Source organism: Reyranella sp. CPCC 100927 (assembly GCF_007859315.1).
Taxonomy (GTDB): domain Bacteria; phylum Pseudomonadota; class Alphaproteobacteria; order Reyranellales; family Reyranellaceae; genus Vineibacter.
Genome location: NZ_VOHA01000004.1, coordinates 99,437 through 120,316, shown reverse-complemented (window position 1 = coordinate 120,316; position 20,880 = coordinate 99,437). Strand labels below are relative to the sequence as shown.

Annotated in this window: 25 protein-coding genes; 11 read left to right on the top strand and 14 right to left on the bottom strand. The window is 66.2% G+C overall.

Annotation, left to right across the window (positions count from 1 at the left end; translation table 11 throughout):
* Nucleotides 1-49: 49 nt before the first annotated feature.
* Genes FQU96_RS13305 through FQU96_RS13290 form a run of 4 tightly spaced genes read right to left on the bottom strand, consistent with a single transcriptional unit; the run spans nucleotide 50 to nucleotide 3,684 of the window.
* Entirely contained in the window at nucleotides 50-808 is a 759-nt protein-coding gene (locus FQU96_RS13305) for a FadR/GntR family transcriptional regulator (RefSeq protein ID WP_146541760.1), read from the bottom strand.
* Nucleotides 805-1,689 carry a CoA transferase subunit A gene (locus tag FQU96_RS13300; RefSeq protein WP_146541759.1) on the bottom strand — a complete coding sequence of 295 codons (885 nt, stop codon included), beginning with the start codon at nucleotides 1,687-1,689 and terminating at the stop codon, nucleotides 805-807. Before FQU96_RS13300 ends, FQU96_RS13305 begins: the two co-directional genes overlap by 4 nt.
* Nucleotides 1,690-1,695: 6 nt before the next feature.
* Nucleotides 1,696-2,847 carry an acyl-CoA dehydrogenase family protein gene (locus tag FQU96_RS13295; RefSeq protein ID WP_146541758.1) on the bottom strand — a complete coding sequence of 384 codons (1,152 nt, stop codon included), beginning with the start codon at nucleotides 2,845-2,847 and terminating at the stop codon, nucleotides 1,696-1,698.
* Nucleotides 2,848-2,871: 24 nt separating this feature from the next.
* Nucleotides 2,872-3,684, bottom strand: coding sequence for a CoA-transferase subunit beta (locus FQU96_RS13290; protein WP_255468020.1), 813 nt, complete (start codon nucleotides 3,682-3,684; stop codon nucleotides 2,872-2,874).
* Between the two features lie 192 nt (nucleotides 3,685-3,876).
* Between FQU96_RS13290 and FQU96_RS13285 the strand changes: the two genes are divergently transcribed.
* On the top strand, nucleotides 3,877-4,089 hold the full coding sequence (locus FQU96_RS13285; protein WP_146541757.1) for a hypothetical protein: 213 nt from the start codon (nucleotides 3,877-3,879) through the stop codon (nucleotides 4,087-4,089).
* Here the strand turns inward: FQU96_RS13285 and FQU96_RS13280 are convergent.
* Nucleotides 4,086-4,874, bottom strand: a complete 789-nt coding sequence (locus FQU96_RS13280; RefSeq protein ID WP_146541756.1) for a DUF2076 domain-containing protein — start codon at nucleotides 4,872-4,874, stop codon at nucleotides 4,086-4,088. The genes FQU96_RS13285 and FQU96_RS13280 overlap by 4 nt on opposite strands.
* A gap of 173 nt (nucleotides 4,875-5,047) precedes the next feature.
* Here FQU96_RS13280 and FQU96_RS13275 point away from each other — a divergent pair, with 173 nt between their 5' ends.
* Entirely contained in the window at nucleotides 5,048-5,389 is a 342-nt protein-coding gene (locus tag FQU96_RS13275; protein ID WP_146541755.1) for a Lin0512 family protein, read from the top strand.
* Nucleotides 5,390-5,397: 8 nt separating this feature from the next.
* Entirely contained in the window at nucleotides 5,398-5,754 is a 357-nt protein-coding gene (locus FQU96_RS13270) for a Lin0512 family protein (protein ID WP_146541754.1), read from the top strand.
* Between the two features lie 8 nt (nucleotides 5,755-5,762).
* Here the strand turns inward: FQU96_RS13270 and FQU96_RS13265 are convergent, their stop codons facing one another.
* Nucleotides 5,763-6,341 (bottom strand): NADPH-dependent FMN reductase, encoded by a 579-nt coding sequence (locus FQU96_RS13265; protein WP_146541753.1) that lies wholly within the window; start codon nucleotides 6,339-6,341, stop codon nucleotides 5,763-5,765.
* A 175-nt stretch (nucleotides 6,342-6,516) separates the two neighbouring features.
* Here FQU96_RS13265 and FQU96_RS13260 point away from each other — a divergent pair, with 175 nt between their 5' ends.
* The 4 genes from FQU96_RS13260 to FQU96_RS13245 all read left to right on the top strand — a co-directional run bounded on the left by FQU96_RS13260 (nucleotide 6,517) and on the right by FQU96_RS13245 (nucleotide 11,344).
* Nucleotides 6,517-7,752, top strand: coding sequence for an acyl-CoA dehydrogenase family protein (locus FQU96_RS13260; protein ID WP_146541752.1), 1,236 nt, complete (start codon nucleotides 6,517-6,519; stop codon nucleotides 7,750-7,752).
* 84 nt (nucleotides 7,753-7,836) lie between these two features.
* Complete coding sequence (gene trkA / locus FQU96_RS13255; protein ID WP_146541751.1) at nucleotides 7,837-9,207, top strand: Trk system potassium transporter TrkA; 1,371 nt, start codon at nucleotides 7,837-7,839, stop codon at nucleotides 9,205-9,207.
* Nucleotides 9,208-9,213: 6 nt separating this feature from the next.
* The gene (locus FQU96_RS13250) at nucleotides 9,214-10,704 is read left to right on the top strand and encodes a TrkH family potassium uptake protein (RefSeq protein ID WP_255468019.1); all 1,491 of its coding nucleotides are present in this window, start codon (nucleotides 9,214-9,216) and stop codon (nucleotides 10,702-10,704) included.
* Nucleotides 10,705-10,912: 208 nt separating this feature from the next.
* Nucleotides 10,913-11,344 carry a VOC family protein gene (locus FQU96_RS13245; RefSeq protein WP_178130490.1) on the top strand — a complete coding sequence of 144 codons (432 nt, stop codon included), beginning with the start codon at nucleotides 10,913-10,915 and terminating at the stop codon, nucleotides 11,342-11,344.
* On the opposite strand, the gene FQU96_RS13240 is transcribed toward FQU96_RS13245, so the two are convergent.
* The 8 genes from FQU96_RS13240 to FQU96_RS13205 form a co-directional block, all read right to left on the bottom strand.
* Complete coding sequence (locus tag FQU96_RS13240) at nucleotides 11,338-12,039, bottom strand: ABC transporter ATP-binding protein (protein WP_146541749.1); 702 nt, start codon at nucleotides 12,037-12,039, stop codon at nucleotides 11,338-11,340. The two genes, FQU96_RS13245 and FQU96_RS13240, sit on opposite strands and share 7 nt — an antisense overlap.
* The gene (locus FQU96_RS13235) at nucleotides 12,032-12,769 is read right to left on the bottom strand and encodes an ABC transporter ATP-binding protein (protein ID WP_218574713.1); all 738 of its coding nucleotides are present in this window, start codon (nucleotides 12,767-12,769) and stop codon (nucleotides 12,032-12,034) included. Before FQU96_RS13235 ends, FQU96_RS13240 begins: the two co-directional genes overlap by 8 nt.
* On the bottom strand, nucleotides 12,762-13,769 hold the full coding sequence (locus FQU96_RS13230; RefSeq protein ID WP_146541747.1) for a branched-chain amino acid ABC transporter permease: 1,008 nt from the start codon (nucleotides 13,767-13,769) through the stop codon (nucleotides 12,762-12,764). The genes FQU96_RS13235 and FQU96_RS13230 overlap by 8 nt, the downstream gene beginning before the upstream one ends.
* Nucleotides 13,766-14,638: a branched-chain amino acid ABC transporter permease gene (locus FQU96_RS13225; RefSeq protein ID WP_146541746.1), complete on the bottom strand. Its 873-nt coding sequence runs from the start codon at nucleotides 14,636-14,638 to the stop codon at nucleotides 13,766-13,768. Before FQU96_RS13225 ends, FQU96_RS13230 begins: the two co-directional genes overlap by 4 nt.
* 193 nt (nucleotides 14,639-14,831) lie before the next feature.
* Entirely contained in the window at nucleotides 14,832-16,058 is a 1,227-nt protein-coding gene (locus tag FQU96_RS13220) for an ABC transporter substrate-binding protein (protein WP_218574712.1), read from the bottom strand.
* Between the two features lie 187 nt (nucleotides 16,059-16,245).
* Nucleotides 16,246-17,376: an NADH:flavin oxidoreductase/NADH oxidase gene (locus FQU96_RS13215; protein ID WP_146542161.1), complete on the bottom strand. Its 1,131-nt coding sequence runs from the start codon at nucleotides 17,374-17,376 to the stop codon at nucleotides 16,246-16,248.
* 61 nt (nucleotides 17,377-17,437) lie between these two features.
* Nucleotides 17,438-17,683, bottom strand: coding sequence for a hypothetical protein (locus FQU96_RS13210; RefSeq protein ID WP_146541745.1), 246 nt, complete (start codon nucleotides 17,681-17,683; stop codon nucleotides 17,438-17,440).
* Between the two features lie 88 nt (nucleotides 17,684-17,771).
* Nucleotides 17,772-18,122: a VOC family protein gene (locus tag FQU96_RS13205; protein WP_146541744.1), complete on the bottom strand. Its 351-nt coding sequence runs from the start codon at nucleotides 18,120-18,122 to the stop codon at nucleotides 17,772-17,774.
* 160 nt (nucleotides 18,123-18,282) lie between these two features.
* On the opposite strand from FQU96_RS13205, the gene FQU96_RS13200 reads away from it, so the two are divergent.
* The 4 genes from FQU96_RS13200 to FQU96_RS13185 all read left to right on the top strand — a co-directional run bounded on the left by FQU96_RS13200 (nucleotide 18,283) and on the right by FQU96_RS13185 (nucleotide 20,759).
* Nucleotides 18,283-18,465, top strand: coding sequence for a hypothetical protein (locus tag FQU96_RS13200; RefSeq protein ID WP_146541743.1), 183 nt, complete (start codon nucleotides 18,283-18,285; stop codon nucleotides 18,463-18,465).
* A 425-nt stretch (nucleotides 18,466-18,890) separates the two neighbouring features.
* Entirely contained in the window at nucleotides 18,891-19,169 is a 279-nt protein-coding gene (locus FQU96_RS13195; protein WP_146541742.1) for a hypothetical protein, read from the top strand.
* 52 nt (nucleotides 19,170-19,221) lie between these two features.
* Complete coding sequence (locus FQU96_RS13190) at nucleotides 19,222-19,734, top strand: hypothetical protein (RefSeq protein ID WP_146541741.1); 513 nt, start codon at nucleotides 19,222-19,224, stop codon at nucleotides 19,732-19,734.
* A gap of 230 nt (nucleotides 19,735-19,964) precedes the next feature.
* Complete coding sequence (locus FQU96_RS13185; RefSeq protein WP_146541740.1) at nucleotides 19,965-20,759, top strand: aminoglycoside phosphotransferase family protein; 795 nt, start codon at nucleotides 19,965-19,967, stop codon at nucleotides 20,757-20,759.
* Nucleotides 20,760-20,880 lie beyond the last annotated feature (121 nt).

Sequence of the window (20,880 nt, the reverse complement as noted above, 5' to 3'; positions counted from 1 at the left end):
TCCCTTGTCGTTTTGTTTGCTGTTTTTGGCTGTGCGTTGACGCATTCCGTCAGTTCGCTGCGATACGGCGACCCTGCATGCGCGTGCGGTAGCGCGCCTGCAGGTTCTCCACATGCTCCGTCATCTCGGCCACGGCGGCAGCGGCGTTGCGCTTGCTCAATGCCGCGAGAAAGCGACGCCGCGCCTTGATCGTCTGATCGGTGCGCTCGCCGCCCACCGCATGGGCAAAATCGCGCATCACGTCCATTAATGCGCTCATCAGCATGACCATGACGGCATTGTGCGTGGCTTCCGCCAACAGGTTGTGGAAGCGGATATGGACGTCGATCTTGTCGTTGTAGCGCTTGGCCAGGAACAGGCGCTCGGCCTCGTCGACATTGGCGGTCAGCACCGCCAGATCCTGCTCGGTCGCCCGCTCGCATGCCATGCGCACCACGGTCGACTCGAGCCAGATGCGCGCCTCGGTCAGGTCGTCCAGGGAGACGCCGCCGAGCTGATAGAGATTGCGGAAACTGTCGCCGATCACGCTCGGATCGCCCCGGCCGATGAACGCGCCCCCCTTGGCGCCGGCCTGCAATGACACGACGCCCGCGCGCTCGAGGTTGCGCAGCGCCTCGCGAACGGCGCCCCGGCTGACGCCGAATCGTTCGGCCAGTTGGCGCTCGGGCGGCAGCTTGTCGCCGGCGCGCAGTTCGCCGGCCGCAATGCGCGTTTGAATCTGCGATGAGACCTCGTCGGAGAGCCGCCGTCTCTTGATGGGGGCGAAGTCGCGTGGCATGGCGGCGATCTCCGGTGGACGCGCCGTCATGGCCGGCTGCCACCCGCCGACAAGGCGGCCAGCGTCGCAGCGCCGATCCTGCTGTGATAGGCGTCTTCGCTGTTCGCGCCTCGCACAAAATCACTGAGGTAGGCGTCGAACGCCGTGTCATTGCGGCTCGCCGCGACATACGCCTTCAAATGCGCCTCGTCCTGCCCGTAGAGGCCGGGGCTGGCGCCAGGATGGGCACCGTATGGCGCAACCACGACGGCGTCGACGAGGGCCGACGGGATCTTGGTCAGGCGCGCATCCTGGCGCACCGTGCTGGTGGGCACGATGCGATCCACCGTGCAGATCACGTGTTTGCCCGCCTGCGCCAGCAACGGATCGAAGAACGAGGGACCGAAATACTGCACGTTGCCCTCTTCGTCGGCTTGCTGGCCGTGCAACAGAACGACGCCAGGCTTGATGGCCGGCACTTCCAGCAATGGCCGGCCGCCCTCCTGGATTCGCGCCTTGCGATAGCAACCGGGATTGACCTTGGGCAGGTCCGTGCCAAGGTCGGGGATCAGCGTGTACGGCAGATCGCAGGCGCCGGCGCGCAATCCACCCGCGATGCCCGGTCCATCCATCTCCAGCACCTCGATGGTGCCGGACTGCGCGGCGCGCCGGAAATTGGGCGCGAGCCCAAGATGCTCGAAGCTGATGAAGACGCACGCCGTCCTTTTGGCGCAACCGGCACCAATCAGCATATCCGGCGCAACGCTGCCGGGCGCCGGCACGAGATGCAGGTCGCGGACGCCCTTGCGGATCAGGCCACGCACGAGGGCCATCGGCTGGCCGTGGAAGATCCATCCGCCGATGCCGATCGTCATGCCGTCCTTGACCGCTTCAAGGGCCGTGTCCAGGGACGTGATCTTGCCTGAGGCCATGTTTCGTCACCCGTGCAGCATGTGGCGCGCGATCACCAGGCGCTGGATCTGGTTGGTGCCTTCGAAGATCTGGTTGATCTTGGCATCACGCATGTAGCGCTCGACCGGGAAGTCGCGCATGTAGCCGGCGCCGCCGAAGACCTGCACAGCGTCGGTGGTCACCTTCATCGCGGTATCGCTGGCGAAGCACTTCACCATCGAGGCCTTGGCGGAGAAGCCGTCCCAGTCCTGGCGATCGGCCATCCGCGTGCAGTCGTACAACAGGCAGCGCGCCGCCTCGGTCTGCATCTGCATGTCGGCCAGCATGAACTGGATGCCCTGGAACTCCGCGATCGGCCGGCCGAACTGAATGCGCTGCCGCGCGTAGGCCGTGGCGTGGTCGATGGCGCCTTGCGCCAGGCCGACGGCGGTGGCGCCGACCGTGGGCCGGTTGAGATCGAGGATGCGCATGCAGGTCTTGAACGCCTGACCCTCGGGCCCGATCATGTTCTCGGCCGGCACCCGGACATCGTCGAGATAGATCGGCACATTGGGCACGCCGCGGATGCCCATCTTGCGATCCTCGGGTCCGTGCGAAAATCCCTTGCTCTTGGTATCGACCAGGAAGGCCGAGATGCCGTTGGCCCCCTTGCCTTCGCTGGTGCGCGCGAACACCAGGATGTAGTGCGCGACCGATCCGAAGGTGATGTAGATCTTCCCGCCGTTGATCACCCAGCTGTCGCCGTCGCGACGGGCATACGTCTTCATGGAAGACACATCCGAACCGGTGCCCGCTTCGGTGATGGCGACGGCCGTGAGCGTGCGTCCCTTGGCGGACAGACCGAGATAGTGGCGCTTCTGCTCCTCCGAACCGAAATTCAGGATCGGCAGGATCAGTCCGAAGGAGTTGTTGGCCGCCAGCAGCGCCGCCGACTCGGAAACCTTGGCAATTTCCTCCTTCACCAGGCAGACCGATGTGAGATCACCGCCCGGGCCGCCATATTCCTCTGGCACCCAGAGCTGCAGCAGGCCCATGTCCCCGAAGACCTCGACCAGCTCCTCGGGGAAGCGGTTGTTTTCGTCGATCTCCGACGCGATCGGCGCGACGTGCCGCTCGACCATCCGCCGCACCTGGTCGCGCAACAGGACGTGGTGTTCCTCGAAGTGATAGTTCCGCATGGTCTGTCCTTCGGCGATGGATGCTCAGGCGGCCTTCGGCCAGGGAAACTTGCGTGCCAGCACACCGGTGGTATCGACGGTGCGACGCAGCAGGAAGAGTTCCTCGTCGTCGGGCGGCGCCGTGGATGCGAGCTGCCCCGGTGTGATGAGATCGAAGCCCGTCTGGTCGCGCACTTCCTCGACCGTCACGCCCGGATGCAGTGTGCGGATGCGCATCGCCTTGCTGTCGGGTGCGAAATCAAAGACGCCCAGCGGCGTCACCACCAGCTTGGGACCACCCTCGGGCAAACCGGCGTCCGTGCGCGACGTGCCGCCGTCGAGATGGCCCGCGCCGCAGATGAAATCGACCTTGGGCACGAATGCGCCGCGGTCGTGCCGTGTCATCATGATGTAGAAGCGCCGCGACAGGCCGGTGAGCGCGCTGATGCCGACCGTGCCGGGACCGCGCAGCGTCGGTGTCGCGTGATTGCCGACGCAGACCGTGTTGATGTTGCCGAAGCGATCGGTTTGCAGCGCGCCCAGGATCGCGAAATCGAAGAAATGGATGCGCCAGTCGATGAAGTCGATCATCAACGGCAGATCCATCACGGCCTGCGCCACCGGGATGTTCTCGGCGTCGGCGGCCGGGCGGACGATCCCCTCGGTGGGATTGGTCATGCCGCCGGGACCGGACACCCACCACAGCCCCGGTGCCTGACGCTGGCGGGCAAGATTGCAGGCCGCGACCTGGATGTCGGAGTTGGTGCCGACGATCGCCTTCTCGCCGTCGGCAAGGTCGCGGGCCAGCAGGACCGCCAGCATCTCGCCCATGGCGTAGTCGTTGGACACTACCGGCACGGCTCCTCCTAATAGATCATTGTTTTATTGGTCCGACCAATACAGATCGCAATCCCGGCTTGTCAACCGGCATGCCGCATCGCGCTGCGAACCGGGGGCCACCCTCCAACGCTTAGAAATTTAAGATCTTTTAAGTTGAAGGCCTGTCGCCCTGCCTTCCAAGGTCAGGGCGACAGGTCAGAGGTGGTCGAGATGAAGACATTCCGCGTCGAACCGGGTCATGATGCCTTGCATCGCGGCGTCTGGCACGGCCCCGGCATGCGCGTCATGCTCGAGGAGAACGAGTGGCTGGAAATCCACACGACCCTGCCAAATGGCAAGCGCAACGGCCCTATCGGTAAGTACCAGTACGCCCAACTGGACCTGAACGCGCCGCCACCGGGATTGTCCCGCTCCGATTTCTAGAAGTCGCTATTGCCACCGCCGAAATCGCCGTCGCCGAAGCCATCATCGCCACCGCCATAGTCGGCGCTGTCGTTGTTGTCCCAGGCCTGATCACCGGATTGCCCCGCATCCGCGCCCTGATCACCGCCACCCTGTGGCGGCGAAGCGCCCTGCGGATCGGCCAAGCTGCTGCTGGCGGCATCAGGCTGAGCCGTCGCGTTGTTGCCGGTCAGGCTGGCCGCGTTGGCAGGCGACGTGCCGTGTCCGCCGAACATGGACGAGATGCCCTGGTACAACAGTGCGCCGCCGGCGACGCCGACCGCCGCCGCAGCCGCGGTGCGCAGGAAGCCGCCGGCCCCCGAGCCCGGGCCGCCCGGGCCGAAGCCACCCATGCCGGGACCGCCCATGGGCTGGCCGTAACCTTGCGGTCCGGCCGCCAACGGACGTTGTCCCCACGGTGCACCGGGTGCCGGCGGCGCGGCGGGCAGTGCTGCTGCCGGCGGTGCCACGGATTGCGGCTGCGGTGTATCGCCCCCCAGCAGGCCGCCCAGGAAACTCGTGGGTCTGGCGGCTGCGGCCTGCTTGGCATCAGCAAGCTGACGCTCCAGATCGGTGATACGGCCCTGCGCGTGGTCGAGCGCTATGTTCTGGATCAGCGCCGTCTGCACCAGCAGATAAGGCGCATCCGGTTGTGCCGTCATGCCGGCCTTGATCAGCGCCTCGGCCTCTTCATCCTTGGGCTGGACCGGGGCCTGCTTTAGCCGGTCGAGCAGCTGGGTGATAAGGTCCTTTTCCTGCGGGGTCATGGGCAGCCTCTCCTGTTCGTTGGCATCGGGCCTGACCTTGCCCGATATGTAGGGAGCAATAGCCGTTTTGCGAGTAGGCTTGATGTCAGTGCCTGCCGATCGCGAGGCCCTTGACCGGTACCGCCAATGGTGTGATGCCGGGGTGGATACCCCATCAGGACGGGAGAGACATCTTGGCGTACAGGCGCATGGTGCTCGAGATCGGCATGGGCACCGATATACGCGGCGGCGATCCGACCAAGGCGGCGGTACGCGCCTTGCGCGACGCGCTGTGGCACAACGCGCTCACCGTGACGAGCGCGTTGGGCAAACCGGCGGACGCCATGCGCGTCGACGTGACGATCGGCGTGCCCCATCCGGAGCAGGTCGACAAGCAGGCCGTGCTCGCGGTGCTGCCGCACGGCACCGGCACGGTGACGGTGGTCGAGGGTGGTCTCGCCGTGCCCAACGAGGCCGGCACCGACGTCACCATCATCGCCAACGCCGCCGCCGTGGTGCGGCTCGACATACCGTGAGCATCCCGATGGCCAGCACCACGCGCCGACGCGTCATTCTCGAACTGGGTACCGGCAATGATCTGCACGGTGGCGACTACACCAAGGCCGCACTGCGCGCCGTGCAGGATGCACTGCACCACAGTTCGCTGACCCTGCTGCGGACGCTGAAGGTCAATCCCAAGACGGCCATGCATGTCGACGTCACCATCGGCGTGCAGAAGCCCGACCGCGTCGATGCCGAGGCGGTCAAGGCCTCCCTGCCCCACGGCATTGTGACGGTACGCGTGGTCAAGGGTGGCCTCGACGTGCCCGACGAGGAGATCGGCGACGTGGCCGTGATCGCCAGTGCCGGCATCACCGTCAGCCTCGACCTGCCGGACTGACCGCAACGTTACGCGGCGACCTTGCCATAGGGCGCCGCGTAACGGGCGCTGCGCAGCGCCCGTGCCCACCAGTCCAGGCGCGCCAGCAGGATCGCCATGGCGCGGCGCGCCGGTTCCGGCCGGACCAGGTCGCCGGCGGCATCGAACTGATCGTAGACATTGGCGAAACTCACCGAATCGCGCAGCGTGACCACGTGCAGTTCGGCCAGCACCAGCCGTAGCTGCTCCACCGCGCGCAGGCCGCCGGAGATGCCGCCGTAGGAGACGAAGCCGGCAGGCTTCGCATGCCACGGCTCGCTGACTGAATCGATGAGGAACTTCAGGGCTGCCGGATAGCCGTGATTGTATTCCGGAGTCACCAGCACGAAGGCGTCGGCGTGTGTGATGCGCTCTCGCAGCGCGGCCAGGCCGGGATTGTCGGCGCGCTGATGGCGGGCCGGCAGCGACAGCGATGCCGGATCGATCACATCGAGCGCGAAGTTTCCATGATCGACGATCGCATTGCCGGCCCAGCGCGCGACGGTGTCGCAGAATCGGCTCTCGCGCGTGCTGCCATAGATCAGGGCCACGTTGATCTTGCTGCTCACCAGGGATGCTCCATCGGGTTTCGACCACAGGAGCATTGGCTTGTAAGGCTTCAAGCCGACTTGAGGTCAAGCGGGTTCGTGCAACGCTGCCCGGCCCGGGCCGGGACACGAACCGCATCGACGGACCATCGTCCGACCAATACCTTGCGCCTCGCGCGAACAACGGAGAGTCGTCATGGCGGCCTTGGCTTTCGATATACCGGACGAGATCACGGCCGTCTGCGATGGCATCAGCCGGTTCATCCGCGCCGAGATCATCCCGCGGCATGACAAGCACCATGACCTGCTGACCGATCCGCATCTTCTCTACGCCAGGGACGGACGCTATGTGCCGCGTGTAGTCGAGCTGATGCGCGAAGTGCGGATGGCGGCCGCGCGGGCCGGCTACTACCAGATGTGCGTGCCCGAGGCACTGGGCGGCGGCGGACTGGGCCTGCTCGCCTACTTCGTGGCGTGGGAGCAGATCTACCGGCAGTGTGGCATGCAGTACTGGCTCGGCGCCTACACGTTGAGCCACTGGGCGTTCGGACCCAGCGTCGTGTTGCGCGAGGTGACCGATACGGCGCGCCAGACGATCCTCGCCGACATGATGGCCGGCCGCACCTCGATGTGCTTCGGCCTGTCGGAGCCCGGTGCCGGCTCGGACGCGGCCATGATCAAGACCCGCGCCGAGCCCGACGGCAACGGCTGGCGCATCCACGGCCGCAAGATCTGGACGACCAACGCGCCGCAAGCCGACTGGGTCATCGTGTTCGCCGTCACCGATCCCGAGCGTGCGCGTCGCAAGGCCGGCGGCATCAGTGCCTTCCTGGTGCCGACCGACGCGCCGGGCTTCCAGGTCGAAAGCGTGATCCGCCTCTTCGGCCATGCCGGCGGCAACGAAGGCCAGCTCGTCTTCGACGGCGTGCGGGTCGAACCCGACCAGCTCGTCGGCACCTTGCACGACGGCTTCAGGATCGGCCTGCTGGGCGTATCCCTGGGCCGCATCTACAACACCGCGCGCGCCGTGGGGCTGGGCCGCTGGGCGCTGGAAAAGGCGCTCGACTACGCCAAGCAACGTGAGGCGTTCGGCCACAAGATCGCCGAATACCAGGGCGTGACCTTTCCCCTGGCGGAGTCGGCCATGGAACTGCACGCCGCCCATCTGATGGGATTGAACGTCGCCACCTTGCTGGATCGCGGCGAGCGCGCGATCAAGGAACTGTCGATGGCAAAGGCCTATGCCGTGGAGGCCGGCTTCCGGGCCCTCGATCGTGCGATGCAGACCCATGGTGCCATGGGCTTCACCAACGAACTGCATCTGACGCACGCCTGGCACGATCTTCGCGTGATCAATGTCGCCGATGGCACGAATGAAATCCTGCGGCGCACGATCGCGCAGAGGCTGCTGGCCGGCGATACCGATCTCTGAACCTCGCCCCCAGATCGACGGTGGTGTGAACGACCGGCGGTCCTGTAAGCTGCGCGCCAACGCGCGTGGTCAGGGAAGGTTCGGATGCGGGTCATCGTGTGCGGTGCGGGTCAGGTCGGCGAGGCGATTGCACGGCAGCTGGCCGGCGAAGGCATCGACGTGACGGTGGTGGACATATCGCCCGAGCAGGCACAGCGCATCGACGAAACCTACGACGTGCGCGGCATGCAGGGTCACGCTTCCCATCCGGAAGTCCTGCAACGTGCTGGCACTACCGATGCCGACATGCTGATCGCGGTCACGCGCACCGACGAGGTCAACATGGTGGCCTGCCAGGTCGCCTACTCGTTGTTCAAGGTCCGCCGCCGCATCGCCCGCGTGCGCCACCCCGGCTACCTCGCACCGAACTGGCGCGGGCTCTTCGCCAGCGACCAGCTGCCGATCGATGTGCTGATCTCGCCCGAAGTCGAGGTCGCCGACGCCATCGCCCGGCGCCTGCGCACGCCTGGCGCGTTCGACACCGTGGCGCTGGCGGATGGCCGCGTGCAGCTGCTGGGCGTCGCCTGCAGCAGCGAGACCTGCGCCATGCTGGGTCGGCCGCTGGCCGATCTGCCGCAGATGCTGCCCGGCGTCGGCGTCATGGTGATGGCGATCATCCGTGACGGCAAGGCGTTCGTGCCGCATGGCCGGGACACGATTGAACGCAACGATCAGCTCTACCTGGTCGCGCCGCCGGCTCAGACAGCCCAGATCATCGCATTCTTCGCACAGGCCGTCCGGCAGGCCAGCCGTATCGTCATCGTGGGCGGCGGCAATGTCGGCTTCAACCTGGCGCGACAGCTCACCGGCAGCGGATCGGCCATCGACATCAAGCTGATCGAACGCAACCGTACGCGGGCCGAGATGGTGTCGAGCGAGCTGGGCAACGCCGTCGTGGTCCTGAACGGCGATGCGCTGGACAAGGCCCTGCTGCTGGAGGCCAGCGTCAACACCGCCGAGACCATCGTCGCCGTCACCGACGATGACGAGACCAATATCTTCGCCTCGGTGCTGGCCAAGCGCGAAGGCTGCGGTCGGGCCATCGCGCTGGTCAACAAGAGCGCTTACGAGCCGATCCTGACGGCGCTGGGCGTCGACGCCGTCGTCGATCCCAGCGCCATCACCATCTCGACCATCCTGCGTCATGTCCGGCCGCGCGCGGTGGCGGCGCTCTACACGCTGCGCGAGGATTTCGGCGAGGTCATCGAAACCCAGGCCCTGCCCGACTCGCGGCTGGTGAAGAAGCCCCTGAACAAGGTCGGTTTGCCCGCCGGCATGATGATCGGCGCCGTCGTGCGCGGCGAGGAGGTCTTGTTCCCCACGGGCGCGTTCCAGGTGACGCCTGATGATCGCGTCATCGCCATCGTCACCTACGATGCGCTGCGCAAGGCCGAAGACATCCTGGCCGGAGCGTAGGCCACGATGCGCATGCAGGGTCCTGTCCGAACCTGGTCGCCGGCCTATCTGCGTCCGGTGTTCTACCTGATCGGCGGCATGCTGGCGGTGCTCGCCGTGGCAATGCTGTTGCCGGCCGCCGTCGATGCGGCAACCGGCCACCCGCAATGGCGTGCCTTCGCGCTGTCGGCCGCCGTGACACTGGTCTGCGGCGGCTTGCTGCTCTACGGGGCGAAAAGCAACCTGTCCGACGGTTTGACCTTGCGCCAGGCATTCATGCTGACGCCGTTCGCCTGGGTCACGATCGCGCTGTTCAGCGCCCTGCCGCTCTATCTCAGCGATTACGCCCAGTTGCGCGGCGACGTCACCAACGCCTTCTTCGAGGCCATCTCGGGGCTGACGACCACGGGCGCCACGGTGATCGTGGGCCTCGACAAGGCACCACCCGGCGTCCTGCTGTGGCGTGCGCTGCTGCAGTGGATGGGTGGCATCGGCATCATCGCGGTTGCCATCGCCATCCTGCCGGCGCTGGGTGTCGGCGGCATGCAGCTGTTCCGCACCGAATCGTCGGACCGGTCCGAGAAAGTGCTGCCCCGCGCACGTGCCATCGTGTCCACGATCGGTCTCGTCTATGTCGGCTTCACGATCGCCTGCGCCATCGCCTACGCGCTGGCCGGCATGACGCCCTTCGATGCCGTGGCTCATGCGCTGACGACCGTGGCGACCGGCGGCTTCTCGACATCCGACGCCTCGCTGGGCCACTGGCAGAGCCCGGCGATCGAATGGATCGCCGTCGTGTTCATGATCCTGGGCGCCCTGCCCTTTGTCGTCTATGTCGGCCTGGTGCGCGGCAACCGCCAGGCATTGCGCAACAGCCAGGTCTGGACCCTGCTCGCGTTCTGCGCCGCGGTGATCGTCCTGCTGACCGCCTACCTCGCGCTGACAGGCCGCTACGGCATCACCGACGCCGTGCGGCACGCCGCATTCAACGTTGTCTCCGTGGTGACGACGGCGGGCTTTGCCTCGGCCGACTATACGCTGTGGGGCAACGTGGCGATCGGCATCTTCTTCGGCCTGCTTTTCGTCGGCGGCTGCACCGGTTCGACCACAGGCGGCATCAAGATCTTCCGTTTCGAGGTGATGGCCCGCCTGCTGCGCAGCTACTTCCTGCAGCTGATCTATCCGCGCGGTGTCTTCCCGCGCGTGTACGGCGGCAAGCCGCTGTCGGACGAAGTGGTCGGCTCGGTGGTGGTGTTCTTTTCGCTCTATTTCGTCTGCTACGGCGTGCTCACCATCGCGCTGATGGCCTTCGACCTCGACTTCCTCACCAGCGCCAGCGCCGCCGTGGCGACCTTGTCCAATGTCGGGCCGGGACTGGGCCCGATGATCGGCCCGGCCGGCACGTTCGCCGCCATGCCCGACGCCGCCAAATGGCTGCTGTGCTTCGCCATGCTGCTCGGCCGGCTCGAGCTGTTTGCCGTACTGATCCTGTTCGTCCCCAGCTTCTGGCGCGGCTGACGCCAACTTTTTGGCATCATGGCCGGAAGCTTGACGGCACCAGGCTGTTCATCCCTCGCGCGCACTCGCATCGGATGCCACCCCCCATCCCGGCGCCGCACCTGCCACGGCACGCTATCAGGCTGGCCGGGCAGGCGATCGACCAACCCCACGTCGATCGCGCGAGTGTCGCGCGCCGTTGTACGGACAAGGCAGGCGGAGGCAGATGATGGCCATCACGGTCGAGACGATCCACCACGTCGGTATCGGCGTCACCGATCTTGTCCGTGCCCGCGCCTTCTATATCGACACGCTGGGTTTCCGACCACATCACCAGGTTCCGACCTGGCTGATCCTGAACAATGCCAGTGCGTTGCATCTGGTCCCGCTCGCCGCAGGCGGTCCCCCGAGGCACCATCCGGTGCAGCATGTCGCGCTCCAGGTACCGGACCTGCGCTCGACCCTCGCATCGCTGCTGGATTGCGGCTGCACGCCCTTTCAGATCGATTTCGCCGGCAACACCCACGCCGTGACGCAACCTCTTGATCCGCTCGACTTCGGCATCGGAACACTGTTCGTACGCGATCCCGACGGTAACCTGGTCGAATTCCTGCAACTCGGGCACGGCCTGTTCGCCAGTGCCATGGATAGAATTCACTGACCGAGATAGCTCTTGCGCAACGCCGGCGCGTCGGCGAGTTCACTGGCTTTGCCGGCAAGCGTGATCAGGCCGTTTTCCAGCACGTAGGCGCGGTGCGCGATCGCCAGTGATTGCACGACGTTCTGCTCGACCAGCAGGATGGCCAACCCGTCGGCGTTGAGGCGGCCGATCAGGGTGAACATGTCCTCGACCAGCAGCGGTGAGAGGCCTAGCGACGGCTCGTCGAGGATCAGCAGCCGCGGCTCGCTCATCAGGCCGCGGCCGATGGCCAGCATCTGCTGCTCGCCGCCCGATAGCGTCCCGGCCAGCTGATGCCAGCGCTCCTTCAGGCGCGGAAAGATCGCGACCACGCGCTCGAGATTGCCCGTCCGCCCGCTGCCGCCACGGCGGTAGCTGCCCAGTTCCAGGTTGTCGCGCACCGAGAGATTGGGAAAGACACGGCGCCCCTCGGGTACCTGCACCAGGCCGCGCGCGACGATGCGGGCACTGGGCCAGCCGGTGATGTCGGTACCGTCGAACGTGACCCTCCCGGCAAACGGACGCTGCAGGCCGCTCAGCGTGTTGTTCAAGGTCGACTTGCCGGCGCCGTTGCTGCCCAGCAGCGCCACGATCTCGCCGGCGCCCACGCTCACGTCGATGCCGTGCAGGATCTCGACAGGCGCGTAACCCGCACGCAGGCCGGCCACATCAAGCATGCTGCCCACCCAGTCGGGCCGCGGCGCCATGGCCGAGATACGCCTCGACGACGACGGGATCGGCGGCGATCGCCGCCGGCGTGCCCTCGGCGATCACACGGCCCTGGTTGAGCACGTAAACGCGATCGGCCAGGCTGGTGACGGCCTGCATGACGTGCTCGATCAGCAGGATGGTAACGCCATCGGCGCGAATGGCCTTGATCACGTCGACGATCTCGGTGATCTCGGTCGGGTTGAGGCCCGCCATCACCTCGTCCAGCAGCAGCAGGCGCGGGCCGGTTGCGAGCGCACGCGCCAGTTCCAGCCGCTTGCGGCCGGCCACCGTCAGATCGGCGCCGCGCTGATCGAGCTGGCGGCCCATGCCGACCCGCCGTGCGATCGCCTCGGCGCGCGATGCCGCCGCCGTGCGATCGGCGATGCGTGCGTAGGCACCGACCATGATGTTGTCGCGCACGCTGATCTTGGCGAACGGCTGCGTGATCTGGAACGTGCGCACCATGCCGGCGGCGCAGATGCGGTGCGGCGCCTGGCCCGTGATGTCGACGCCGTCGAAGCGCACGACACCGGCGTCGGGCCGGTGGAAGCCGGCGATGGCGGCAAACAGCGTGGTCTTGCCTGCCCCGTTGGGTCCGATCAGCGCGACGATCTCGCCGGCCCGCGCGTCGAGCGACGCATCATCAACCGCCTTCAGACCGCTGAACGCCTTGCTAAGCTGGCGCACCTCAAGCACGTCCCGCCTCCCCGCGCCGGCGCCCGAACAGGCTGGCGAGCCCATCGGGCAGGCGTGCCACGATCAGGATCAACATGGCGCCGTAGACGATCAGACTGAGCGGTTGCACATTCTTCAGGGCCGGCACGACACTGGCCAGCATGCGCGTGATCTCGTTGATCGCGGTCAACGCGCCAGCCCCGATCAACGGGCCGACGATGGTGCCGGCGCCGCCCACCATGCTGACCAGCAGCATTTCGACCGACTTGTCGACGCCGAAGGCAATCCATGGATCGACGTAGAGATACTTCTGGACGTAGAACGCGCCGCCGGCGGCGCCCATCGCACCCGACAGCGCCAGCACCTTCACCTTCTCGGCATAGACGTCGATGCCGAGCGCCCGGGCGGCGTCCTCGTTCTCGCGGATCGCCACCAGCCGCGCACCGAAGCGTGTGCGGGTGAGCCGCCAGGCGATCAGCAGCCCGGCCACGCACAACAGCAGCGCGAGATAATAGACCCAGATCGGGTCCCTGAACTGCAGGTTGGCCATACCCGGATCAGCCTTGATCAGCAGGCCGAGGCCGCCGCGCGTGAAAGGCACCGAGTTGGCGAGGATGCGGAAGACCTCAGCCACCGCCAACGTGATCAGGGCAAAGTACGAGCCCTTGAGGCCGGCGCGAAATGCCAGCGCACCGATCAGCCAGCCGACACCGGCGCCCAGCGCAGCGGCAACAGGCCAGGCGAGCCACGGATTCCAGCCGTAGGTGACCTGCAGGATGGCCATGCCGTAGGCACCGGTGCCGAAGAACACGACATGGCCGAACGACATCTGTCCGGCAAAACCGCCGGAGATGTTCCAGGACTGGCCGATGAACGCGGTGAAGCACACCAGCATCCCGACATTGATCAGGTAGTTCGGCGCCACCGGCAGGCCCGCGGCACCGGCAGCGCGCACCAGCCACGGATAGAGGATGGCGAGCACCAATCCGCCGGCAACGAACACGAGGCCGCGGCGGCTCATCGGCCGACTCCGAACAGGCCGGTGGGTCGCAGCAGCAGGATCAGGATGAAGATCAGCGAGATGCCGATCTGGCCCAGTTGCTCGCCCAGCAGCAGGCCGCCCAGCGACTCGGTGATGCCGATGATCAGCCCGCCCGCCGCGGCGCCCACGAAGCTGCCCATGCCGCCCAGCACCACGGTGGTGAAGGCGATCAGGACGAAGGCATGGCCCGACGTCGGCGAGACGTAGAAGGTCGGCATCAGCAGGCACGCCGCGGCGCCCAGACAGGCGATGCCGATCCCATAGGCGATCGCGAACACATGCTCGACGTCGATGCCGACCAGCCGCGCCCCCTGCCGCTCGCGCGCGACGGCGCGGATCGCCTTGCCGAGCTGCGATCGCGCCATGACCACGCCGAGCACGCCGCACAGTGCGATCGCGGCCAGGAACGATATGATCTTGGGCAGCGGCAGAAAGGCGGCGCCGACCTGCACGATAGTGCCGGCGTAGGCGACGTCGATGGTCTGGCTGTCGCCGGTGAACAGCAGCAGCGCGACGTTGTCGAAGACGATGGCCAGTCCCAGGGTGATCAGCAGGATGTTCTCGTCGCGGCCGTGGCTCAGCCGGCCGATCAGCCCACGATAGAGCACGTAGCCGAAGGCGAAGCTGCCGGCGATCACGATCGGCAACGCGACGTAGGGATCAATGCCCAGCAGCCGCCACAGGAAGAAGACAGCGTACATCGCCAGCATCAGCAGGCTGCCGTGGGCGAAGTTGATGATGTGCAACACGCCGTAGATCAACGTCAACCCGACCGCGACCAGCACATAGATGCCGCCAGCCAACAGGCCGTTCAGCACGCCGGCGAAGATGATCGCGGGATCGAGCACCGGTTCACCCCGAGAAAGAAGAAAAGATTCACCACAGAGGCACAGAGACACAGAGGAACACAGAGAGAAGAGTTCTTCGCGCGCCAAAGGCGCGCAATCTTTTCTCCTCTGTGTTCCTCTGTGTCTCTGTGCCTCTGTGGTGAGTCTTCTTCGACAGGCCTACCGCAGACCCTATTGGCAATCGACGCACCGATCACCCGAACTTCGGCTTGGGGAATACCGCCTTGGCCGAGGCGACGTCGGCGGGGGCGATCACCTCGATGTCGCCCTTCAAGGCCTGCATGATCGCAGCGCGCCCACCCTGGTTCTGGCCATTCACGAACTTCGTCGGCCCGTACGGCATCAGCTCGGCGTTGAAGGTCGAGGACTCGAGCGCGGCGGTGAGCTTCGCCTTGTCGGCCGAGCCGGCGCGCTCGAGGGCGTCGGCCAGCAGCATCACCGACGAATACGCCAGGTACACCTCGAAGGTGAACAGCGCGCCGCCCGCCTCGACCCGCTTCTTCAGCGCCTGCGCCTTGTCCGATTTGGGGTTGAACCAGTGGTTGGTGTCCATCATGTACTGCGCCACGTCGGGCAGCTCCTTGACGAACTTGTAGTTGAAGCCGCCGCCCAGCACCGAGAACAGGCCGGCCAGGTTCACCTTCTGCTGATGGAGCGTGCGCGCCAGCAGCACGTATTCGTTCTGGTAGTTCGACATGATCACCAGATCAGGCGCCATCGAGCGGATACGCAGCGCCACGTTGTCGAAGTTGCGTGTCGGATTGTCGTGCGCGATCAACTCCTTGGCCTCGATGCCCACCGATGGCAGCTTGCCGGCCAGCAGCTTGGCCGTGCCGGTGCCGAATTCGCCGCTCTCGTGCACGATCGCCGCGGTCTTGGCCGGCTTGCCGGCGGCCTCGTTAAGCGCACCCAGGGCCGCGATGCCCTGGTCGACACAGGCGCCGAAGCCGGGCTTGAGCCGGAACACGTTCTTGAGGCCGCGCGTGACCAGCAGGTCCGAGGCGCCGACATCGATCAGGAACGGCGTGTTGTACTTGGCCGCTGCCTGGCTGGCGGCGATCCCCACCGGGCTCTGGAAGCAGCCGATATAGGCGGCCACCCCGGCCTCGTTCATCTTCTCGACTTCGCTGACACCGACCTCGACCTTGGACTGGCTGTCGCCCAGCAGCGCCTCCAGCCTGGCGCCGCCCATCGCCTTGATGCCGCCGGCCTTGTTCACGTCCTCCACCGCCATCGTGGCGCCCAGCCGGCCCTGCTGCCCGTTGTAGGCAACGAAGCCGGTAACGGGATGGATGATACCGACCTTCACCGCGGCAGCCTGCGCGCCACCGATGGCCGGCAGGCCCAGCGCACCGACGGCGGCGGCCGTCCCGGCCATGACGCCGCGACGCGACAGGCGGATCTTGCGAGACATCGACATGCATTTCTCCCCGACATTTTCATTGAGGTTACGATGGTCACGCCGACCCTGTCATCCCAAGCAATACAGCTGTCATCCCGAGCGCAGCGAGGGATCTTTCGATGCAGGCCCACCCGTGCGTCACTTTCAGAAGATCCCTCGCTGCGCTCGGGATGACAGCAGTATCACTGACGAGTGATTCCGGGCACTAGGATGATCGCCGACCCAGCGTATGCTCGCGCTTTTCCAGCCACCAGCCGTATTCCGGGTTCCACAATGCGAAGTCCGGATCGCAGCCCAGCGCCTGCGCCGCGTGCACGGCCCAGAACGGCTCGTAGAGCGCCTGGCGGCCGATGGCGATGAGATCGGCGTCGCCGGCCTGCAGGATCGCCTCGGCCTGCGGCCCGTCGAGGATCAAACCCACGGCCATGCTCATCACGCCAGCCTCGCGCCGTACACGGGCGGCAAACGGCACCTGGAACCCCGGCATGCGCTTGATCGGCGACGCAGTGGCGGCGCCCGTCAGACCGCCCGACGAGCAGTCGACGACATCAACGCCGGCAGCCTTCAATTCCGTCGCCAGCGCCACGGTGTCGTCGAGGTTCCAGCCGTCGGCGCCGTCGAGCGACGAGACGCGGAAGAACAGCGGTTTGTGCGCCGGCCAGGCGGCACGCACGGCGCGCGTCACCTCGAGCGGAAAGCGCATGCGCCCTGCCCGGTCGCCGCCATAGGCATCGTTGCGCGTGTTGCTGACCGGCGACAGGAAGGACGCCAGCAGGTAGCCGTGGGCACCGTGGATTTCCAGCACGTCGAAGCCGGCGGCATCGGCCCGCCGGGCGGCGACGGCGAAACGCGACACCAGGTCGCCGATGTCCGCTGCCGTGAGCTGGCGCGGCCGCAGCCATCCGGGCGCCGCCGGATCGGACGTCGGCCCCACCACCTCCCAGGGATGCCAGCCGCGGGCGGCGTGCGTCTCGTTCAGCACCGCGCCCTCGAACGCTTTCGGTGTCGATCCCTTGCGGCCGGAATGGGTGATCTGCGTCGCCGCCAGCGCGCCTTCCGCCTTGATAAAGGATGCAACGCGTTTCAGACCGTCGATGTGATCATCGCTCCACAGACCGAGGTCGCCCTGCGTCACCCGCCCGCGCGGCTCGACGGCGACGTTCTCGGTGAACACCACGCCGGCCTTGCCCAGGGCGAACTTGCCCAGATGCACCAGATGGTAGTCGTTGGCGAACCCGTCCGTGGCGCGATACTGCACCATGGGCGAGATCACGACGCGGTTGGGTGCGACGACGCTGCGCAACGGCAGCGGCATGAACAACAGAGGCTGGACCAAGAGCGTCATTCCTTCCACGTGATGACACAGGCAAGTCAGCGATACTGACGGCATTTCGCAGTCATTTCGAATCCCCCGTGCGGAAATTGCGCAAAGGCCGCCGCGCTGTCGAATCGCGCTGCGTGACAGATACGACAAAAAAGCGATTTCGTCGTGATCGCAACCGGCTGAACGGCTTTGCTGCACTGACAGAAAAGCGACAGAAAGCGACAGAAAAGGCTGATCGGTCCGTCTTCAGCCAGCGCACGGTGGGCCGGCTGAAGACCCGCAGCGATGACGCGTGACAAAGGCTGGCACCGATGGCCATGGACATCCCTCATGGTGTTGCGTGCCATCTGGGGGCCGCCACGACCGGCCGCTAGCGGTACAAATACGTTTGTTTTTGCCGCAGGGGGTCACAGCCGCCGCGCAAAGCTGAGCTCGTGGCCATCGGGATCGGTCAGGTGGAAATAGCGCTCGCCCCATTCGGCATCGCGGGGTGCCGCGTGCGGCCGGAAGCCGGCGGCGACGGCGCGCGCGTGCAGCGCATCGACGTCGGTGACGTACAGGATGACACGCCCCCACCACGACCAGGTTCGATCGTCAGGCTGGGTGATGAGGTTGAGGTGACCAGCGCCGACGCGCAGACTGGTAAACGACGCGCTCTCGCCGCCGTGGCCGACGTCGAAGCCCAGCGAACGATAAAACTGTACGGCGCGCCGCATATCGTGCGTGGCCAGCGTGATGGCGCTGATAGACTCGATCATCCCGGCCTCCGCGTGAAGATGCTGCGTGAATCATGATAACGACGCCGCCGTCGCGTGCGAAGCGGCTCCATGCTCCGGCTGGCGCACCCCGACGCTGAGGGCTATTGTTCGGCCTCGGACAAGACCTTGCCGTCAACGGTCAAAACTCGAGGAGGCGTCGATGAAGGCGCTTCTGGTTGCGTTCATCTATTTCACGCCGTTCATCGTCATCGGCGTTGTCGTGAAGATGATCATGAAGCAGCGCATGAAAGGGTCCAGCCTCAGCGACATCCAGCAGATGGCAGGGCCCAACCGGCGCCGACGCCGGCTGTTCCTGCTGGGGATCTGGCGCAACGAGGACTGACCCGCGGCGATACGTGGGGGCTGTTCACCCCTCGTATCTGGAATCGCTGGTCTCTGACACATCTGTCATCCCGAGCGCAGCGAGGGATCTTCCGCGAATGGCGCACCGTGCGCCGCTTGCCAAAGATCCCTCGCTCCGCTCGGGATGACAGCCGCGACTCACCTTCCACCGATGGCCGATACTAGCGCCGTGTGCCACTGCGCCGTTGCGCGGCACCGGTTTTCTCACGATCGTCGATCGCCTGGGCGCATCGGGGATTGTCGCTTCGCTCAGGACGACAGCGCCCGAATGATGCTAGACTGCGGAATTGTTCCATTTCCTGGCCTGCTCACAGCATGGAAGACCCCGTCGTCCGACCGACAATCAAACGACGATTCACAATACGGGGACGCATCGGGCGGACGATCGGCGCCATCCTGATCGGCTTGGTCGTCGGCGGCGGCTTCACGGCGATGATCACGCACTTCGGCAAGGACGAGTTGCGGCACCCGCTGGTCGGTACGCTGGTCTGTGGCGGCGACTTGATCGTCGACATCAAATCGGCGGGTCGTGGCAATCGGGTGGCCTGCGTCGACGCTGCCGGCGTTGAAATCGGTCAGGCCAGTCAGTTCGCGGGCCTGAAGCTGATGGCGCCGGCATGGATCATCTTCGCCGGCATTGGCCTGTATCTGCTCTCGCTCAGAGCCCGCAAAAGCGCGCCCTGAGCTGACACCCGCGCGATTTCATCCCACGCCCTTCGAAACAGGCTGCCACTGCATGTCGGGACTCTTCTTCGGACCACGGGAACGGTTGCTCTCGCCGCTTCCTCCGGCGGAATGCGTCGCCCGGTTGCGCACGGTCGTGATCTCGCCCGTGGCGCTCATCGCCAGCGGCACCCTGCAGGACTGGGCATTCACCGGCGCCGTCGACGACGACCGGCTTCACGTCCGCAGATCGCATCGGTTTTCCCGCGCCAACGCACAGAACGCGTTCTACGGACGCATCATCCCCGACCAGGGCGGCACGCGCATCGAGGGCCGCTTCCGCCCGTCGATCGGCGGCCTGGTCTTCCTTGCCCTGTGGACGCTCGTGGTCGGCGGGTTCGGCGTCGCGGTCCTGACGACCGACCTGTTTGCGCCGTCGGATCGGCCGAAAGTCGCGCTGGGCTGCGCCGCCATGGTGCTGGCCGTCCTCGCGTTCCAGTATCTCGGCCGCCGCCTGTCCCGCGCGCACGATGCCGATGTCCTGCGCATGCTGGGCGCGACGACCGAGGCACGGCGCCTCGATTGAAAGGATGTCCACGGCCGCCGATCCCTGCTCAGTCACCGTCGATCAGGCGTCCCAGCAAGCGGGCCAGGGCCTGCGCTTCCGAATCCGATCGAAGCTTGGCGCCGACGTCGCAGCCGCTCCCCTGGGAGCGCGGGCGTCTCGTCCGCTCTTGATCACACGAAATATAACCTTAGGAGTCTCATGCTGAGTCGCGCGCATTGGTCACCGCGCGGACGTTGGCGGGTTGAGACATGTTTGAAGCGTATCTCGAACGGTGGAATCTGGTCGCCGATGGCGAGCCGATCGTGACTCACGGCAGCCTGCTGCTGCCGGTGCGCCGGGGCACCACGCCCGCGATGCTGAAGATCGCGATCGAGGCCGAGGAGAAGTTCGGCGCCAGGCTCATGACATGGTGGAACGGCGATGGTGCCGCGCGCGTGCTGGCGCACGACGATGATGCGCTGCTGCTGGAGCGGGCCCAAGGCTTGCAGTCGCTGGCCGATCTCGCGCGCGATGACCATGATGACGAGGCCTGCCGCATCATCTGCCGCGTCGCGGCTCACCTGCATGCGCCACGCGCGCCGGCGCCACCGGACCTCATTCCCCTCACCCGCTGGTTCCGCGATCTGGCGCCAGCGGCGGCGCAACACGGCGGGCTGCTGGCACGTGCAGCCGACGCCGCGCAGGCACTGCTGAGCGCGCCGCAGGACGAGGTCGTCCTTCACGGCGACATTCATCACGGCAACATCCTGGATTTTGGCGCTCGCGGCTGGCTTGCCATCGATCCCAAGGGCCTGCGCGGCGAACGCGGTTTCGACTACGCCAACCTGTTCTGCAATCCCGATGCGTCAACAGCCTTGGCCCCGGGACGCCTGGCACGCCGGGTCAGCGTCGTCGCTGAGGCCGCCGGCTTGGATCGCCAGCGCCTGCTGCACTGGATCCTGGCATGGGGAGGCCTGTCGGCGGTGTGGATGGTGAATGACGGCATGGCCGACGACGTGGATCTCACCATCGTGGCGGCTGCGGCCGCGGCTCTGGATCAATGAGTCTGCGAGCGTAGGCGTCACCTTCACGCTGACGAGTGGCCTGCGGGGTCGCGTCTCGGCGCGCCGTCAACAAAGCGGCCACGCCTCCGGAAAAAAACAGCCTTTACCTCCGCCAATCTCT

Coding starts and splice junctions, on each gene's coding strand:
- FQU96_RS13305 (WP_146541760.1), bottom strand. CDS start 808: ATGACGGCGCGTCCACCGGAGATCGCCGCCATGCCACGCGACTTCGCC.
- FQU96_RS13300 (WP_146541759.1), bottom strand. CDS start 1,689: ATGGCCTCAGGCAAGATCACGTCCCTGGACACGGCCCTTGAAGCGGTC.
- FQU96_RS13295 (WP_146541758.1), bottom strand. CDS start 2,847: ATGCGGAACTATCACTTCGAGGAACACCACGTCCTGTTGCGCGACCAG.
- FQU96_RS13285 (WP_146541757.1), top strand. CDS start 3,877: ATGAAGACATTCCGCGTCGAACCGGGTCATGATGCCTTGCATCGCGGC.
- FQU96_RS13280 (WP_146541756.1), bottom strand. CDS start 4,874: ATGACCCCGCAGGAAAAGGACCTTATCACCCAGCTGCTCGACCGGCTA.
- FQU96_RS13270 (WP_146541754.1), top strand. CDS start 5,398: ATGGCCAGCACCACGCGCCGACGCGTCATTCTCGAACTGGGTACCGGC.
- FQU96_RS13260 (WP_146541752.1), top strand. CDS start 6,517: ATGGCGGCCTTGGCTTTCGATATACCGGACGAGATCACGGCCGTCTGC.
- trkA (WP_146541751.1), top strand. CDS start 7,837: ATGCGGGTCATCGTGTGCGGTGCGGGTCAGGTCGGCGAGGCGATTGCA.
- FQU96_RS13250 (WP_255468019.1), top strand. CDS start 9,214: ATGCGCATGCAGGGTCCTGTCCGAACCTGGTCGCCGGCCTATCTGCGT.
- FQU96_RS13245 (WP_178130490.1), top strand. CDS start 10,913: ATGGCCATCACGGTCGAGACGATCCACCACGTCGGTATCGGCGTCACC.
- FQU96_RS13240 (WP_146541749.1), bottom strand. CDS start 12,039: ATGCTTGATGTGGCCGGCCTGCGTGCGGGTTACGCGCCTGTCGAGATC.
- FQU96_RS13230 (WP_146541747.1), bottom strand. CDS start 13,769: ATGAGCCGCCGCGGCCTCGTGTTCGTTGCCGGCGGATTGGTGCTCGCC.
- FQU96_RS13220 (WP_218574712.1), bottom strand. CDS start 16,058: ATGTCGATGTCTCGCAAGATCCGCCTGTCGCGTCGCGGCGTCATGGCC.
- FQU96_RS13210 (WP_146541745.1), bottom strand. CDS start 17,683: ATGGCCATCGGTGCCAGCCTTTGTCACGCGTCATCGCTGCGGGTCTTC.
- FQU96_RS13205 (WP_146541744.1), bottom strand. CDS start 18,122: ATGATCGAGTCTATCAGCGCCATCACGCTGGCCACGCACGATATGCGG.
- FQU96_RS13200 (WP_146541743.1), top strand. CDS start 18,283: ATGAAGGCGCTTCTGGTTGCGTTCATCTATTTCACGCCGTTCATCGTC.
- FQU96_RS13190 (WP_146541741.1), top strand. CDS start 19,222: ATGTCGGGACTCTTCTTCGGACCACGGGAACGGTTGCTCTCGCCGCTT.
- FQU96_RS13185 (WP_146541740.1), top strand. CDS start 19,965: ATGTTTGAAGCGTATCTCGAACGGTGGAATCTGGTCGCCGATGGCGAG.